At 62.2% G+C, this 12,803-nt stretch carries 15 protein-coding genes; 3 read left to right on the top strand and 12 right to left on the bottom strand.

The genetic code is table 11. The features are described 5' to 3' along the window. Positions 1 to 59: 59 nt before the first annotated feature. Positions 60 to 1,814 carry an MFS transporter gene (locus LCM24_RS00595; RefSeq protein WP_224802317.1) on the top strand — a complete coding sequence of 585 codons (1,755 nt, stop codon included), beginning with the start codon at positions 60 to 62 and terminating at the stop codon, positions 1,812 to 1,814. A gap of 56 nt (positions 1,815 to 1,870) precedes the next feature. After that, complete coding sequence (locus LCM24_RS00590; protein ID WP_224802316.1) at positions 1,871 to 2,251, top strand: PilZ domain-containing protein; 381 nt, start codon at positions 1,871 to 1,873, stop codon at positions 2,249 to 2,251. Here the strand turns inward: LCM24_RS00590 and LCM24_RS00585 are convergent. The 5 genes from LCM24_RS00585 to trpB all read right to left on the bottom strand — a co-directional run bounded on the left by LCM24_RS00585 (position 2,248) and on the right by trpB (position 6,809). Further along, complete coding sequence (locus tag LCM24_RS00585) at positions 2,248 to 3,528, bottom strand: bifunctional folylpolyglutamate synthase/dihydrofolate synthase (protein ID WP_224802315.1); 1,281 nt, start codon at positions 3,526 to 3,528, stop codon at positions 2,248 to 2,250. The two genes, LCM24_RS00590 and LCM24_RS00585, sit on opposite strands and share 4 nt — an antisense overlap. Positions 3,529 to 3,536: 8 nt before the next feature. Next, positions 3,537 to 4,385, bottom strand: a complete 849-nt coding sequence (gene accD, locus LCM24_RS00580) for an acetyl-CoA carboxylase, carboxyltransferase subunit beta (protein WP_224802314.1) — start codon at positions 4,383 to 4,385, stop codon at positions 3,537 to 3,539. After that, complete coding sequence (gene trpA, locus LCM24_RS00575) at positions 4,382 to 5,182, bottom strand: tryptophan synthase subunit alpha (protein ID WP_224802313.1); 801 nt, start codon at positions 5,180 to 5,182, stop codon at positions 4,382 to 4,384. The genes accD and trpA overlap by 4 nt, the downstream gene beginning before the upstream one ends. Before the next feature lie 185 nt (positions 5,183 to 5,367). Then, positions 5,368 to 5,505, bottom strand: coding sequence for a hypothetical protein (locus tag LCM24_RS00570; protein WP_224802312.1), 138 nt, complete (start codon positions 5,503 to 5,505; stop codon positions 5,368 to 5,370). An 89-nt stretch (positions 5,506 to 5,594) separates the two neighbouring features. Next, a complete protein-coding gene (trpB, locus tag LCM24_RS00565; protein WP_224802311.1) occupies positions 5,595 to 6,809 on the bottom strand; it encodes a tryptophan synthase subunit beta in 1,215 nt (404 codons plus the stop codon). A 91-nt stretch (positions 6,810 to 6,900) separates the two neighbouring features. Between trpB and LCM24_RS00560 the strand changes: the two genes are divergently transcribed. Further along, a complete protein-coding gene (locus tag LCM24_RS00560; protein ID WP_090482919.1) occupies positions 6,901 to 7,224 on the top strand; it encodes a chorismate mutase in 324 nt (107 codons plus the stop codon). 15 nt (positions 7,225 to 7,239) lie between these two features. On the opposite strand, the gene LCM24_RS00555 is transcribed toward LCM24_RS00560, so the two are convergent. The 7 genes from LCM24_RS00555 to rpoD form a co-directional block, all read right to left on the bottom strand. Continuing rightward, on the bottom strand, positions 7,240 to 7,464 hold the full coding sequence (locus LCM24_RS00555; protein WP_224802310.1) for a hypothetical protein: 225 nt from the start codon (positions 7,462 to 7,464) through the stop codon (positions 7,240 to 7,242). Between the two features lie 73 nt (positions 7,465 to 7,537). Beyond that, the gene (locus tag LCM24_RS00550) at positions 7,538 to 8,269 is read right to left on the bottom strand and encodes an RNA methyltransferase (protein ID WP_224802309.1); all 732 of its coding nucleotides are present in this window, start codon (positions 8,267 to 8,269) and stop codon (positions 7,538 to 7,540) included. After that, complete coding sequence (gene nrdR / locus LCM24_RS00545; RefSeq protein WP_100258923.1) at positions 8,256 to 8,726, bottom strand: transcriptional regulator NrdR; 471 nt, start codon at positions 8,724 to 8,726, stop codon at positions 8,256 to 8,258. Before nrdR ends, LCM24_RS00550 begins: the two co-directional genes overlap by 14 nt. 1 nt (position 8,727) lies before the next feature. Continuing rightward, entirely contained in the window at positions 8,728 to 8,952 is a 225-nt protein-coding gene (locus LCM24_RS00540; protein ID WP_090482930.1) for a hypothetical protein, read from the bottom strand. A gap of 11 nt (positions 8,953 to 8,963) precedes the next feature. Continuing rightward, positions 8,964 to 10,277, bottom strand: coding sequence for a serine hydroxymethyltransferase (glyA, locus tag LCM24_RS00535; protein WP_318247350.1), 1,314 nt, complete (start codon positions 10,275 to 10,277; stop codon positions 8,964 to 8,966). Between the two features lie 2 nt (positions 10,278 to 10,279). Then, a complete protein-coding gene (rpiB, locus tag LCM24_RS00530; protein WP_224802308.1) occupies positions 10,280 to 10,717 on the bottom strand; it encodes a ribose 5-phosphate isomerase B in 438 nt (145 codons plus the stop codon). Positions 10,718 to 10,791: 74 nt separating this feature from the next. Beyond that, complete coding sequence (rpoD, locus tag LCM24_RS00525; protein ID WP_224802307.1) at positions 10,792 to 12,798, bottom strand: RNA polymerase sigma factor RpoD; 2,007 nt, start codon at positions 12,796 to 12,798, stop codon at positions 10,792 to 10,794. Positions 12,799 to 12,803 lie beyond the last annotated feature (5 nt).

Here is a 12,803-nt window from a genome sequence, read left to right as displayed (position 1 = left end):
TCTCCTTCTCTCGCGGCTAATGTCGCAAAAAACAGACCATAACAAAAGGACGCTAGGGAATGGCCGAAGCGGTTGCCGACGAAAAGAAAAAGAAAATATCGACCTGGCGTGCACTTGGCCTGGCACTCTCGAACCGGAAAAGCGGCTTTATGGCGCTGTTCGGTTTCGCCCAGGGCCTCCCGCCGGCACTGTTTCTCGGCACCCTCTATGCGTGGTTGAGCGAGGCGGAAGTCGATCTCGAAACTATGGGGGTCTTCTCGCTCGTCGGCCTGGCCTATGCCTTCCAGTTCCTGTGGTCCCCGCTGCTCGACAAGGTCGATATCCCGGGGCTGCGCAGGCTCGGCAAGCGCAAGCAATGGATCGCGCCGATGCAGTTGATCGTCGGCATTGCGCTGTTGATCATGAGCTTCCTCGATCCCAAGAGCGCGCTCGGCTGGTTCAGCCTGCTCGCCGCGATCGGGGCCTTTGCCAGCGCGACGCAGGATATCGCCATCAACGCATGGCGCATCGACGTGGCCGATGAAACGGCAACCCTCGATATCCTCTCGACCATCACGCAGATGGGCTTCCGTCTCGCTGCGCTGATCGGCGGCGCGCTTGGCCTCATCATCGCGGAACGGATCGGCTGGCCGCAGACCTATGTCATCATGGGTGCGATCATGCTGGGCATCGGGATCGCTGGGCTGTTCGCGCCCGACGCCAGCGTAGAAAAGCGCTCTGCCGCGACGGTTGCTGCCAGCGAAGACGAAGTTGCCGAGCTCTACAATGCGGGCGAAGTAACCGAGAAGGTCCGCAATCGCGCCCTCCTTGCCGTTGGCCTCCTGTGGGGTTGGGCAATCGCCACCGTCGTGGTCTTCATGGTCCGATCAATGACCGCCACTCCTGAAAACCGTCCTGACGTGACGGAATTCACGACGACATTCGGCCCCCTGATCGTGATCGCCACCGTCGTGCTCCCGGCATTCATCGCGGCCTGGATCGCCAAGCAGAAGCAAGTCGGCAGAAACGTGATCGTGTCTGCCCCTGGTGTTGGCGCAGGGCATAGCGTGAAGTTCACGGATCACCTCTACCGCGCACTCGTCCTGCCGCTGGTCGAGTTCGTGGGCCGCATGGGCTGGTCGCTGGTGCTGATCCTGGCGCTGGTACTGACCTATCGCATTTGCGACTCGATTTGGGGCGTGTTTGCTTATCCGTTCTACCTGGGCGAGCTGAATTACTCGGGCGATCAGGTTGCCTTCGCCTCCAAGTTCTTCGGCGTGTTCGCGATCATCCTGGGCCTGGCGCTTGGCGGCTGGATCATCACCCAGTTCGGGCGGATGTTCACCCTGACACTGGGCGCCGCGCTGGCTGCGGCAACGAACCTGCTTTACGCCGATCTCGCCATTGGCGGCCAGCTGATGCAGGCCGGAAGCGACGCCATCGGGTTTACTGCCCTCGTCAATTTCATCGCGGGCGTGTTCCAGATGTCCGAGATCGAAGGATTGGCGCGCCTGACCTTCACGATCTTCTGGGAAAATCTCGCAATCGGTATCGCAGGCGCGGCCTACATCGCCTGGCTCTCCAGCATCGTCGCAAAGAAATATGCGGCGGTCCAATACGCGCTTCTCGCATCGCTGACTCTGCTGGTCGGCACGCTCGGACGCGGCGCGCTTGGCCAGATGATCGAGGAGCGGGGGTATTACTTCGTATTCATCTTCACCACGCTGATCGGTGTCATCGCGGTGATCCTGTGCCTGGCCGAATGGTATCGTGAAAGCCGCGGCAAGGCCGCAGCGGGCGTAGTGGCACCGGAGCTGGGAGAGCAGGCCGCCTGACAAGTGCGCCCCAGTGGTTAGCGAATGCGCAACTATTCCGCTGTACGCGACGCATTATGACAGTTGTGCGACAATCATCGAGCGAGGAGGGACGCAGGGATTACCTGCGCCTCGAACTCGGCGTGCTCGCGCATATCGAGACTCTGGAAGGCCGCAAAAAGGTCGAGATAATCGACTTGTCGCAAGGCGGGGCGCGCGTGAAGCTTCTTGCGCCTGTCGAAAATATCAAGGACTGCGTCCTCGTCTGGCTGGGCTTCGATACCTACGCCACGATAGGGCGCCGTGATGGTGACGAGCTGGGCCTTGTATTCGATGTTCCACTGCGTCCAGCGGTCATCAAGAAAACGCGGGAGATGGCCCCGCGTATCTGGCGCAACGACAGCGTCTACCTAAGCGCCATGGCTCGGGATTTCGTCGAAGGCGGCCATAGCGTCTAATCCGGGACCTCGTTGTTGAGGCGCAACACATCTCCGGCGAGATAGAGCGATCCAGCGATAAGAACCGGTAGACCATCTGCTGCCAGACCCCGCAGCGCCTCTTTCACATCGGCAGCGCTAGTCACTCTAGTTCCGAAAGCTTCGACAGGATGCGCCTCGTGTCCGGGGACCGGAACTACCGTTACAGAGCTGAGCCTGTCTCCAAGCGGCTCGATCAGTGCGCGTGGGTCCTTGTTGTCGAGCATTCCCAAGACCAGATGCAGCTGGCCCGTCAGTGCCTTGGCGACGGCTTCACCGGCATTGGGATTGTGCCCGCCGTCCAGCCAGACCTGCCGCTTGCCGGCCAGGTCGGTCAGCGGGCCTTTCCGCAAGAGCTGCATCCGGGCAGGCCAGCTGGCTGCTTCGATGCCCTTTCGGATCGCGGTTTCGTCTACGGAAATACGGTTCTGGCTGCGCAGCATCGCGTGGGCGAGGGCGGCGTTGCGCTCCTGGTGCGGCCCGCGGATACCCGGGTGGGGGTAATCCTTCGCCGACGCGTCGATGGCGCCGTTTCCGAATGAGGTCGCCATTGTCAGCTTCGCGCCAACCTTGGCGGCGACGCTGCCGATCATGGCTTCGGCTTCAGGCGGATTGCTCCCAGCTATGACCGCGAGCGGCACGCCCATCTTCGCGATGCCTGCCTTTTCGAACGCGATGCGCTCAATCGGCTCCGATGGTACTCCCACTTCGGGGGCGAGCAGGAAGCGTTCGTGGTCAATGCCGAGGGCCGCGATACCGCAAGCTGCCAACACCTCTGGTTCCAGCACATTTGTTGCATCGAACCGTCCGCCGAGGCCAACCTCAACGATACAGGCATCGGCAGGGACCCGGGCAAACTCCGTAAAGGCGGCGGCGATCGTGGTTTCGAAGAAGCTGGGGTTCAGATCCTCACCCGCATCCAGCACTTCGGCCAGCAGTACTGCCAGACGCTCATCGGAGATCAACTCGCCCGCTACCCGAATGCGCTCATTATAGCGGACCAGATGGGGGCTGGTCGTCATGTGGACCGAGTAACCTTGCGCCTCCAGCATCGCGCGCAGGAACGCGCAGGTCGAACCTTTGCCGTTGGTCCCTGCGACATGGAAAACAGGCGGCAGCTGGCGGTGCGGATTGCCCAACCGGTCGAGCAGTGCGCGGATTGTGTCCAGCCCGAGCCGTCCATCGGGCACGCTGAGCTGCGCCAACCGATCCAGCTGGGCTTGCACGGCAGCGCTTTCGGAGCGGGCGAAGTCCCGCATGGAAGGGATCAGGCCGCCTCGGCGGGTGCCAGGTAATCCAGCAGCGTCGCGATCGTATCCTTCAGGTCATGGCGGTGGACGACCATGTCGACCATGCCGTGCTTGTGAAGGTATTCGGCCCGCTGGAACCCGTCGGGAAGCTGTTCGCGGATTGTGTCCTGGATCACGCGCTGGCCTGCAAAGCCGATCAATGCGCCCGGTTCCGCGATGTGGACATCGCCGAGCATGGCGTAGCTGGCGGTAACGCCGCCCGTGGTCGGGTCGGTGAGGACGACGATATAGGGCAGTCCGGCCTCTTTCAGGCGGCGCGTCATTACGGTCGCCTTGGGCATCTGCATGAGGCTGAGAATGCCTTCTTGCATGCGCGCGCCGCCAGCTGCGGTCACCACGATATAGGGCGCGCGGCGGGTGAGGGCGCGCTCTGCCCCCTGGCAGAATGCCGTGCCGACAGCCATGCCCATCGAACCGCCCATGAAAGTGAAGTCCTGCACGCCAACGACGGCAGGCTTGCCCTCGATCGCGCCCGATCCGACGATGAACGCATCGCGATGCGGGCTTTTGGCGCGGGCCTTTTTCAGGCGTTCCGTATACTTTTGCGAATCCTTGAATTTAAGCGGGTCTTCGCGAACCTCCGGCACGGGCAGGGTTTCGAAGCCTTCATCGAGCAACTGGCGCAGACGCACGTTCGCACCGATTCGACCGTGATGTTCGCAGCGCGGACAGACGTAGGCGTTTTCTTCGTATTCCTGCGCGAAAACCATCTGCTGGCAACTGGGGCATTTTACCCACAGGTTTTCGTCGGTGCTGCGCTTGGGCAGCCAGGAAATCGAATTGCGGACGCGTGTAAACCAGCTCATGCAGCGCCCTTTGCCGCCGAATGGACTGCCTTGGCAAGCCCTGCGGTAAGCTCGCGCAGCTTGGCGGGAGCATCTGCGCCGTGTTCGCCGACCAGTTCGACAAGCGCCGAACCCACGACGACGCCATCGGCGACCTCGGCAATCTCTGCCGCCTGTTCCGGCGTACGCACGCCGAAACCGACGGCGACCGGGATATCGGTCGATTGCTTGATACGGCTGACATTCGCTTCGATGGATTCGATGGCGGCTTGCTGCATGCCGGTGATCCCGGCGACAGCGACATAGTAGAGAAAGCCCGACGATCCTTCGAGGACCTGCGGCAGGCGCTTCGCATCGGTTGTTGGCGTCGCGAGGCGGATTGGGGAGATGTCCGCATCGCGCAGCTGCGGACCGAGCGCATCGTCCTCCTCGGGCGGAATATCGACGCATATCACGCCGTCGACGCCTGCTTGCTTCGCCGCATTGGCGAACCAGTCCGGCCCGCGCCTGATCATCGGGTTGGCATAGCCCATGAGGACCAGCGGAACCTCGGGGTGCCGCTCGCGGAATTTGCGTGCGATACGCAGCACATCGGCGGTTGTGGTCCCTGCGTTGAGCGAACGGATATTCGCCGCCTGGATCGCCGGACCGTCGGCCATGGGATCGGTGAAGGGCATGCCCAATTCGATCACATCCGCGCCGCCCTCGACCAGCGCGTCGAGATTGGCCGCTGTATCGCCATCGCCTGCCGTTATGAAGCAGACGAGGGCGGGATGGGGCTTGTTGAAGGCGTTGGAGAGGCGGTCTGAAACGCTCATGGGATCGTCGGCAATCCTACAGCTTGGAACGGATGGAACACGGTCTTGGCAAGAAAAACTCGTGGGGCGAAAAAGCGCGCAAATACGGGTGTCGTCGAAGGTGTGTGCCCGAACATTTGGCCCTTATGGCAGAGGTGGTGGCCAGTAGGACACAGGCTTTTCTAGATTGGCGACTGCCTTTTGGATCATCGTTTCGGCCTGAGCCAGATCCACCCAAGGACAACGAAGGTGAATGCGCCGCATGCCAAGGCGGCGAAAAACACCGCCATTTCCTGCATGCCCGGCATGTAGTTGTTGACGAAGTCGGCATCCGCGCGCCTCATCCTGGCAGAAGCCAGCCGGTACCAGACTACAGCGCAAATCCACATCAGCGCTTGCAATGCGGCGGTAAGCAGGAGCCGCCAATCACGCCTCACATCTCCACTCCCAACTTTTCAGCGACGGTGAAGATGTCCTTGTCGCCGCGTCCGCACAGGTTTGCGAGGATCACGCTGTCCTTCGGCATCTCCTTTGCCCGCTTGGCCACCGCCGCGATGGCGTGGCTGGGCTCCAGCGCCGGGATGATGCCCTCGGTGCGGCAGAGCAGCTGGAACGCCTCGAGCGCCTCTTCGTCGGTGACGGCGGTGTATTCGACGCGGCCCGTGTCCTTGAGCCAGGCGTGTTCGGGACCGATGCCCGGATAGTCGAGACCGGCGCTGATCGAGTGGCCTTCGGTGATCTGGCCGTCCTCGTCCTGCAGCAGGTAGGTCTTGTTGCCGTGGAGCACGCCCGGGAAGCCGCCAAGGAGGCTTGCCGCGTGTTCGTCACCGTCTAGACCGTGGCCTGCCGCTTCGACACCCAGCAGCTTGACCTCGCGATCGTCGAGGAAGGGGTGGAACAGGCCGAGCGCATTCGAACCGCCGCCGATGCAGGCCACGGCGAGATCGGGCAGGCGTCCGATCCGGTCGAGCATCTGCGCGCGCGCTTCCTTGCCGATGATGCTCTGGAAGTCACGGACCATTTCCGGATAGGGGTGGGGACCGGCTGCAGTGCCGATGATGTAGAAGGTGTCTTCCACATTCGCGACCCAGTCGCGCAGGCCTTCGTTCATGGCATCCTTCAGCGTGCCGCGCCCGCTGGTGACAGGTACGATCTCCGCACCGAGCAACTTCATCCGGAAGACGTTGGGCGACTGCCGCCGCACGTCTTCGGCACCCATGTAGATGACGCAGGGCAGGCCGAAGCGCGCGCACACGGTTGCCGTTGCAACGCCATGCTGGCCCGCGCCGGTTTCCGCGATGATGCGGGTCTTGCCCATGCGGATCGCGAGCAGGATCTGCCCGATGCAATTGTTGATCTTGTGCGCGCCGGTGTGATTGAGCTCGTCGCGCTTGAACCAGACCTGCGCGCCGCCCAGCGCCTCGGTCAGACGTTCCGCATGATAAAGCGGGGAGGGACGGCCGACGTAATGTTCCAGCAGGTCGTCGAACTCGCGCTGGAATTCCGGATCGGCCTGCGCCTTGCGATATTCGCGCTCGAGATCGAGGACGAGCGGCATGAGCGTTTCCGCCACGTAGCGGCCGCCGTAATCGCCGAAATGCCCGCGTTCGTCGGGCTGGTTGCGGAAGGTATTTGCACTGCTTGCCATGGCGCCTCCATGACGGGGAGAATTGCCAATGTCGAGAGAGGGTTTGGTTTGCGCTCGACAAGTGCGTCTGGCTTCGCCATTCGGCGCGGCCATGGACACCTCAAAGCCTGCCGATTTCAAGCTGCCCGAAGACTGCCAAGATATGCGCGAAGTGCGCATCGGCGTCGATACGACCGATCGCGAACTCATGGAATTGCTCGACCGCCGCTTTGGCTACATGCGGGCGGCAGCGCGCATCAAGACCGACCGCAATGTGGTCCGGGACGAGGCGCGCAAGACCGAAGTCATCGAAAACGCGCGCGCCGATGCAGAAAAGCGCGACCTTCCGGCCGGGAAGATCGCGCAAATCTGGGACGATCTGGTCGAAACCTCGATCGCTTACGAATTGGGTGAGTGGGACCGCCTCAAGGGCTGATCCCATTTCCGCGGATCAGTTGCCGCGGTTGAATTCGATCCATTCCGCTTCGGTCATGCAGACCTTCTGCTTGCGGCGGCTGCTCATGTCGGCGCGAATATATTTGCAGATTTTCTCTGCGTCCTTCTTCGCCTCTGCCTTGGGAGCATCCGCACGGGTTTCGGCAGGTACGTCCGGCTGGCCCGCGAAAGCGGGAGCGGCGAGGATGGTGAGGCCGGCGACGATCGCGGCTAAACGCATAGTAATTCCTTGAGTTGAATGGATTTCGCGCTGCGCCTAATCGCTTGCCGTTGCAGTGTCGACAGGCTTGCGATCAATCCCCGCGCGGTTTTCGCTGAAGCGATGATAGCACTCCACGAAGGGTGCGAACCTCCAGGTGGTTCCAGCCCGGTTTCGTGAGCACTCCGCGCAAGGTACGGCGCGTGGAATCGGCACGTGCTTCCGGCAGGAAATATCCGTTCGGTTCAAGCATGCTTTCGAGATGACCGATTAGCCCTTCCAGTTCCTCCTGCGGGGCAGGGGGCAAGAGATCTTCCTGCGTCGGCTGTGCAAGCGTCTCGTGCTTGCTCCATTCGTATGCGCAAAGGATCACGGCCTGGGCGAGGTTGAGAGATCCGAATTCCGGGTTAATCGGAACGGTCAGGATCGCGCGCGCCAGCGCCACGTCCTCGGTCTCCAGTCCCGAGCGTTCGGGCCCGAAGAGGATCGCACTACGACCTGAAGCAACCGCCATCTCAGAGGCAGCTTCCTCCGGCGTCACGACCGGCTTCGTCACTCCGCGCTTGCGCACGGTGGTAGCGTAGACATGCGCGCAATCGGCCACGGCTTCTGCGGTGGTCGCATAGACCTGCGCATTCTCGAGCACGACATCGGCACCCGAGGCGGCGGGCCCTGCCGAAGGATTAGGCCAACCGTCGCGCGGTTCGACGAGACGCAGCTCGCTGAGCCCGAAATTCAGCATGGCGCGCGCCGCCTTGCCGATATTCTCGCCGAGCTGGGGCCGGACCAGAACGATGACCGGTTTGCGCAGGTCAGCCACGCTCATTGGCTGCGGCTTCCTGCACCGTGCTGGCGAATTCCTCGAAATCGCGTGCCTCGCTGAAGTCGCGATAGACCGAGGCGAAGCGGATATAGGCAACCGAATCCAGCTGGCGCAGACCGTCCATGACCATCTCGCCGATACGCTGCGATGCGATTTCGGCTTCGCCGGCGGTTTCGACCTGGCGCTGGATGCCGGAAACCAGCTGGTCGATCCGTTCTGGCGACACATCACGTTTGCGGCAGGCGAGCGAGATGGATTGTTCGAGCTTCGCGCGTTCGAACGCTTCGCGCCGGTCCCCGGATTTGACCACGGTGACTTCGCGCAATTGCACACGTTCGAAAGTAGTGAAGCGCGCGCCGCAGCTGGAACACTGGCGGCGACGGCGGATCGAGGTCGAATCCTCGGTCGGACGACTGTCCTTTACCTGGGTGTCGTCGAAAGCGCAGAAAGGGCAGCGCATCTTACGGTCTCAGTCGCTTGTAAAGCATCAAGCCGGCACCGGCGACGCCGCCGATCACCGGTCCGACCACGGGCAGGACCCATCCCGCAACGGCACCAATGGCCGCCCCGGTCAGGACGGGCGCGGTCGAAGGATGATCGACCCCTTCCTTCATCATTGCCTTAAGCTCGTCCCGCGCGTCGGGGAGCAGGTCATGGTCCTGGTGCTTGGGTTCCTTGTCGTCCATCGTCTTATTCCTCAGCGGCCCGGGTAAACCGGGAATTGCGCACACAGTTCGGATACGCGGGCGCGCACGCTTTCCTCGACTTGGCCATCGCCTTCCGGGCCATTGCGCGAAAGGCCGTCGACGACTTCGCAGATCAGCTTGCCGATGGTTTCGAATTCCGCCGGTCCGAAGCCGCGCGTGGTGCCTGCCGGTGTGCCGAGGCGGATGCCGCTGGTCACGAAGGGGCTGCGCGTGTCGTAGGGAATGCCGTTCTTGTTGCAGGTGAGCCAGGCGCGGTCGAGACCGGCTTCGGCTGCCTTGCCGGTGACGTCCTTGGCGGTGAGGTCGACCAGCATGGAGTGGTTGTCCGTGCCGCCGGAAACGACACGCAGGCCGTTCGCCTCGATGCCGCGGGCAAGGGCACGGGCGTTTTCGACCACACGGTGCGCATAATCCTTGAAATCGGGGCGCAGGGCTTCGCCGAACGCGACCGCTTTGGCTGCGACCACATGCATCAGCGGACCGCCCTGCATCCCCGGGAACACGGCCATGTTGAGCGGCTTGGTCAGCTCCTCGTTGTTCCACAGGATGACGCCGGAGCGCGGGCCGCGCAGGCTCTTGTGCGTGGTTGTGGTGACGACATCGGCATGGGGGAAGGGCGAGGGGTGCGCGCCGCCGGCGACGAGGCCGGAAATGTGGCTCATGTCGACCATCAGGATCGCGCCGACTTCATCGGCGACCTTGCGGAACGCTTCCCAGTCCCAGACGCGCGAGTATGCGGTACCGCCTGCGATGATGAGCTTGGGCTTGTGCTCCCTGGCCGTCGCCATCACCTCGTCCATGTCGATCAGTTCGTCGTCCTTGCGAACGCCGTAGCTGACCGGATTGAACCACTTGCCGCTCATGTTGACCGGCGAGCCGTGGGTGAGGTGACCGCCCGAGTTCAGGTCGAGACCCATGAAAGTATCGCCGGGCTGCAGCAGGGCCAGGAAAACGGCCTGGTTCATCTGGCTGCCGGAATTGGGCTGAACATTGGCAAAGTTGCAGCCGAACAGTTGCTTGGCCCGCTCTATTGCCAGCGTTTCCACGACATCGGCATAGTCGCACCCGCCGTAATAGCGCTTGCCCGGGTAGCCTTCCGCATACTTGTTGGTGAAGACACTGCCGGTAGCCTCGAGCACGGCCGTCGAGGCGATGTTCTCGCTTGCGATCAGCTCGATCTTGTCCTGCTGGCGGGCCAGTTCGTTGCGGATCGCTGCGTGAACCTGAGGATCCGCCTGTTCCAGCGTGTCGTGCCAGAAACGGTCCATCGGGTCGCGTTGGGTGTGTGCTGCCTGGGTTGCCATGATCAGTTTTCCGGGTTGGAGAGCTTGTCGACGCGGCGCTGGTGGCGCCCGCCTGCGAATTCGGTTTCGAGAAATGCGGTAACGCAAGCCTTTGCCATATCGCTACCTGTTAGGCGCGCGCCCATCGCGATGCAGTTCGCGTCATTGTGTTCGCGGCACAGCGATGCCGAGAGAGGCTCGGACACAAGCGCGCAGCGCACGGCGGGATTGCGATTGACGGACATCGAAATCCCGATGCCCGATCCGCACAGGGCAATGCCGCGCTCTGCCGTGCCATCGGCTACGACACTCGCCAGCTTATAGCCGAAGTCGGGGTAATCGACGCTGTCGGTCGTGTCCGGGCCAAGGTCGGCGACCTCGTGTCCCTGTTCGATGAGCCAATCGCGCAGTTCGGCCTTGAGGTCGATCGCGGCGTGGTCGGAGGCAATGGCGATACGCATGGCCATCCCCTTACGGAAACGGCCCGCTGATTGCCAGCGGGCCGAACCTGAAATCACCGATTGAGCGGCAAATTTTATTGGTCGAGGAAGGAGCGCATCTTGCGGCTGCGGCTCGGGTGCTTGAGCTTGCGCAGGGCCTTGGCCTCGATCTGGCGGATACGCTCGCGGGTCACCGAGAACTGCTGGCCGACCTCTTCCAGCGTGTGGTCGGTGTTCATGCCGATGCCGAAGCGCATGCGCAGCACGCGCTCTTCACGCGGCGTAAGGCTGGCAAGAACGCGGGTGACCGTTTCCTTGAGGTTGGCCTGGATCGCCGCGTCGACCGGGATGATCGCGTTCTTGTCCTCGATGAAATCGCCGAGATGCGAATCTTCCTCGTCGCCGATGGGCGTCTCGAGGCTGATCGGTTCCTTGGCGATCTTCATCACCTTGCGCACCTTCTCGAGCGGCATGGAGAGCTTCTCCGCCATCTCTTCGGGTGTCGGTTCGCGGCCCTGGTCGTGCAGGAACTGGCGCGAACAGCGGACCAGCTTGTTGATCGTCTCGATCATGTGGACCGGGATGCGGATCGTGCGGGCCTGGTCGGCGATCGAGCGGGTGATAGCCTGCCTGATCCACCAGGTCGCGTAAGTGCTGAACTTGTAGCCGCGGCGGTATTCGAATTTGTCGACCGCCTTCATCAGGCCGATGTTGCCTTCCTGGATCAGGTCCAGGAACTGCAGGCCGCGGTTGGTGTACTTTTTCGCGATCGAGATCACGAGGCGCAGGTTCGCCTCGACCATTTCCTTCTTGGCGATACGCGCTTCGCGCTCGCCCTTCTGGACCATGTTCACGATGCGGCGGAATTCGGGCAGGGCCATGCCGGTTGCGCTGGCAATGTCGGCGATTTCCGCGCGGATACGGTCGATCGCGTCGGCTTCCTTCTCGGCGAAGGCGGCCCACTTCTTGTCCTTCTTGACCTTGTCTTCCATCCAAGTGTCATCGAGCTCGTTCCCGATATAGGAATCGAGGAAGTCGACACGCTTGACCTTGTGGCGTTCTGCCAGGCGGAGCATCTGGCCGCCGAGAGCGGTCAGGCGGCGGTTGAAGGCATAAAGGTTGTCGACCAGGAATTCGATCTTGGTCGCGTGGAACTGGACGCTCTCCACCTCGGCAGTGAGCTGTTCCGAAAGCGCTTCGTACTTCTTTTCCTTGGCAGCCGGGAAGTCGTCACCACGGCCGAGAACTTCGACGCGTTCGGCCTGCAGCTTTTCGAACTTGCCGAACAGGTCCGCGATACGGGCGAAGCGTTCGATGGCGTCCGGCTTGAGAGCGGCTTCCATCTGAGCAAGGGACATGGTGTTGTCCTCTTCCTCTTCGTCGTCCTTCTTCGAACCTTCTTCGCCGTCTTCCTCGTCCGATTCCTCGGAGTCGTCCTCGTCTTCGTCGCGAATGGTCGGGCCGGCGGTTTCTTCGGAGATTTCGCCGTCGTCGTCATCGTCTTCGGCGTCGTCGTTCAGCTTGTCAGCCGGCGGTTCCTTGGACAGCATGGCGTCGAGATCGAGGATCTCGCGCAGCTGCATTTCCTCGGCATTGAGCGCTTCGGACCACTGGATGATGGCATGGAAGGTGATCGGGCTCTGGCACAGGCCCATGATCATCATGTCGCGACCGGATTCGATGCGCTTGGCAATGGCGATTTCGCCTTCGCGGCTGAGCAGCTCGACCGCGCCCATTTCGCGCAGGTACATGCGGACCGGATCGTCGGTACGCTCGCCCGCGGCCAGTTTCTTCGGCCCGGTCGGCTTCTTGGCAGGCTCTTTCTCGCCGGAAGAGGGCGCAGGAGCGATTTCCTCGACTTCGTCTTCCTGCTCCGCATCCTCGTCGTTCTCGACGATCTGCACGCCCATTTCGGAAAGGGCAGACTGGATGTCTTCGATCTGGTCGGAGCTCATCTCGCCCTGGGGCAAGGCGTCGTTGAGCTCGTCATAGGTGACGTAGCCCTTCTTCTTCGCCTTGGTGAGAAGCTTTTTGACCGACGCTTCGTTGAGATCGATCAGCGGTGCGTCGTCTTTGTCGCCCGACTTGGTCTTGGTGGCCATAAAGA

Source organism: Qipengyuania aquimaris, assembly GCF_020171965.1.
Lineage (GTDB): Bacteria > Pseudomonadota > Alphaproteobacteria > Sphingomonadales > Sphingomonadaceae > Qipengyuania > Qipengyuania aquimaris_A.
The sequence above is the reverse complement of the archived record's forward strand: the minus strand, read 5'-3'. Positions and strand labels throughout refer to the sequence as shown.

Bases quoted from the DNA above. Each gene is read 5' to 3' on its own strand.
- LCM24_RS00595 (WP_224802317.1), top strand. From the start codon at position 60: ATGGCCGAAGCGGTTGCCGACGAAAAGAAAAAGAAAATATCGACCTGG.
- LCM24_RS00590 (WP_224802316.1), top strand. From the start codon at position 1,871: ATGACAGTTGTGCGACAATCATCGAGCGAGGAGGGACGCAGGGATTAC.
- LCM24_RS00585 (WP_224802315.1), bottom strand. From the start codon at position 3,528: ATGCGGGACTTCGCCCGCTCCGAAAGCGCTGCCGTGCAAGCCCAGCTG.
- accD (WP_224802314.1), bottom strand. From the start codon at position 4,385: ATGAGCTGGTTTACACGCGTCCGCAATTCGATTTCCTGGCTGCCCAAG.
- trpA (WP_224802313.1), bottom strand. From the start codon at position 5,182: ATGAGCGTTTCAGACCGCCTCTCCAACGCCTTCAACAAGCCCCATCCC.
- LCM24_RS00570 (WP_224802312.1), bottom strand. From the start codon at position 5,505: ATGAGGCGCGCGGATGCCGACTTCGTCAACAACTACATGCCGGGCATG.
- trpB (WP_224802311.1), bottom strand. From the start codon at position 6,809: ATGGCAAGCAGTGCAAATACCTTCCGCAACCAGCCCGACGAACGCGGG.
- LCM24_RS00560 (WP_090482919.1), top strand. From the start codon at position 6,901: ATGGACACCTCAAAGCCTGCCGATTTCAAGCTGCCCGAAGACTGCCAA.
- LCM24_RS00555 (WP_224802310.1), bottom strand. From the start codon at position 7,464: ATGCGTTTAGCCGCGATCGTCGCCGGCCTCACCATCCTCGCCGCTCCC.
- LCM24_RS00550 (WP_224802309.1), bottom strand. From the start codon at position 8,269: ATGAGCGTGGCTGACCTGCGCAAACCGGTCATCGTTCTGGTCCGGCCC.
- nrdR (WP_100258923.1), bottom strand. From the start codon at position 8,726: ATGCGCTGCCCTTTCTGCGCTTTCGACGACACCCAGGTAAAGGACAGT.
- LCM24_RS00540 (WP_090482930.1), bottom strand. From the start codon at position 8,952: ATGGACGACAAGGAACCCAAGCACCAGGACCATGACCTGCTCCCCGAC.
- glyA (WP_318247350.1), bottom strand. From the start codon at position 10,277: ATGGCAACCCAGGCAGCACACACCCAACGCGACCCGATGGACCGTTTC.
- rpiB (WP_224802308.1), bottom strand. From the start codon at position 10,717: ATGCGTATCGCCATTGCCTCCGACCACGCCGCGATCGACCTCAAGGCC.
- rpoD (WP_224802307.1), bottom strand. From the start codon at position 12,798: ATGGCCACCAAGACCAAGTCGGGCGACAAAGACGACGCACCGCTGATC.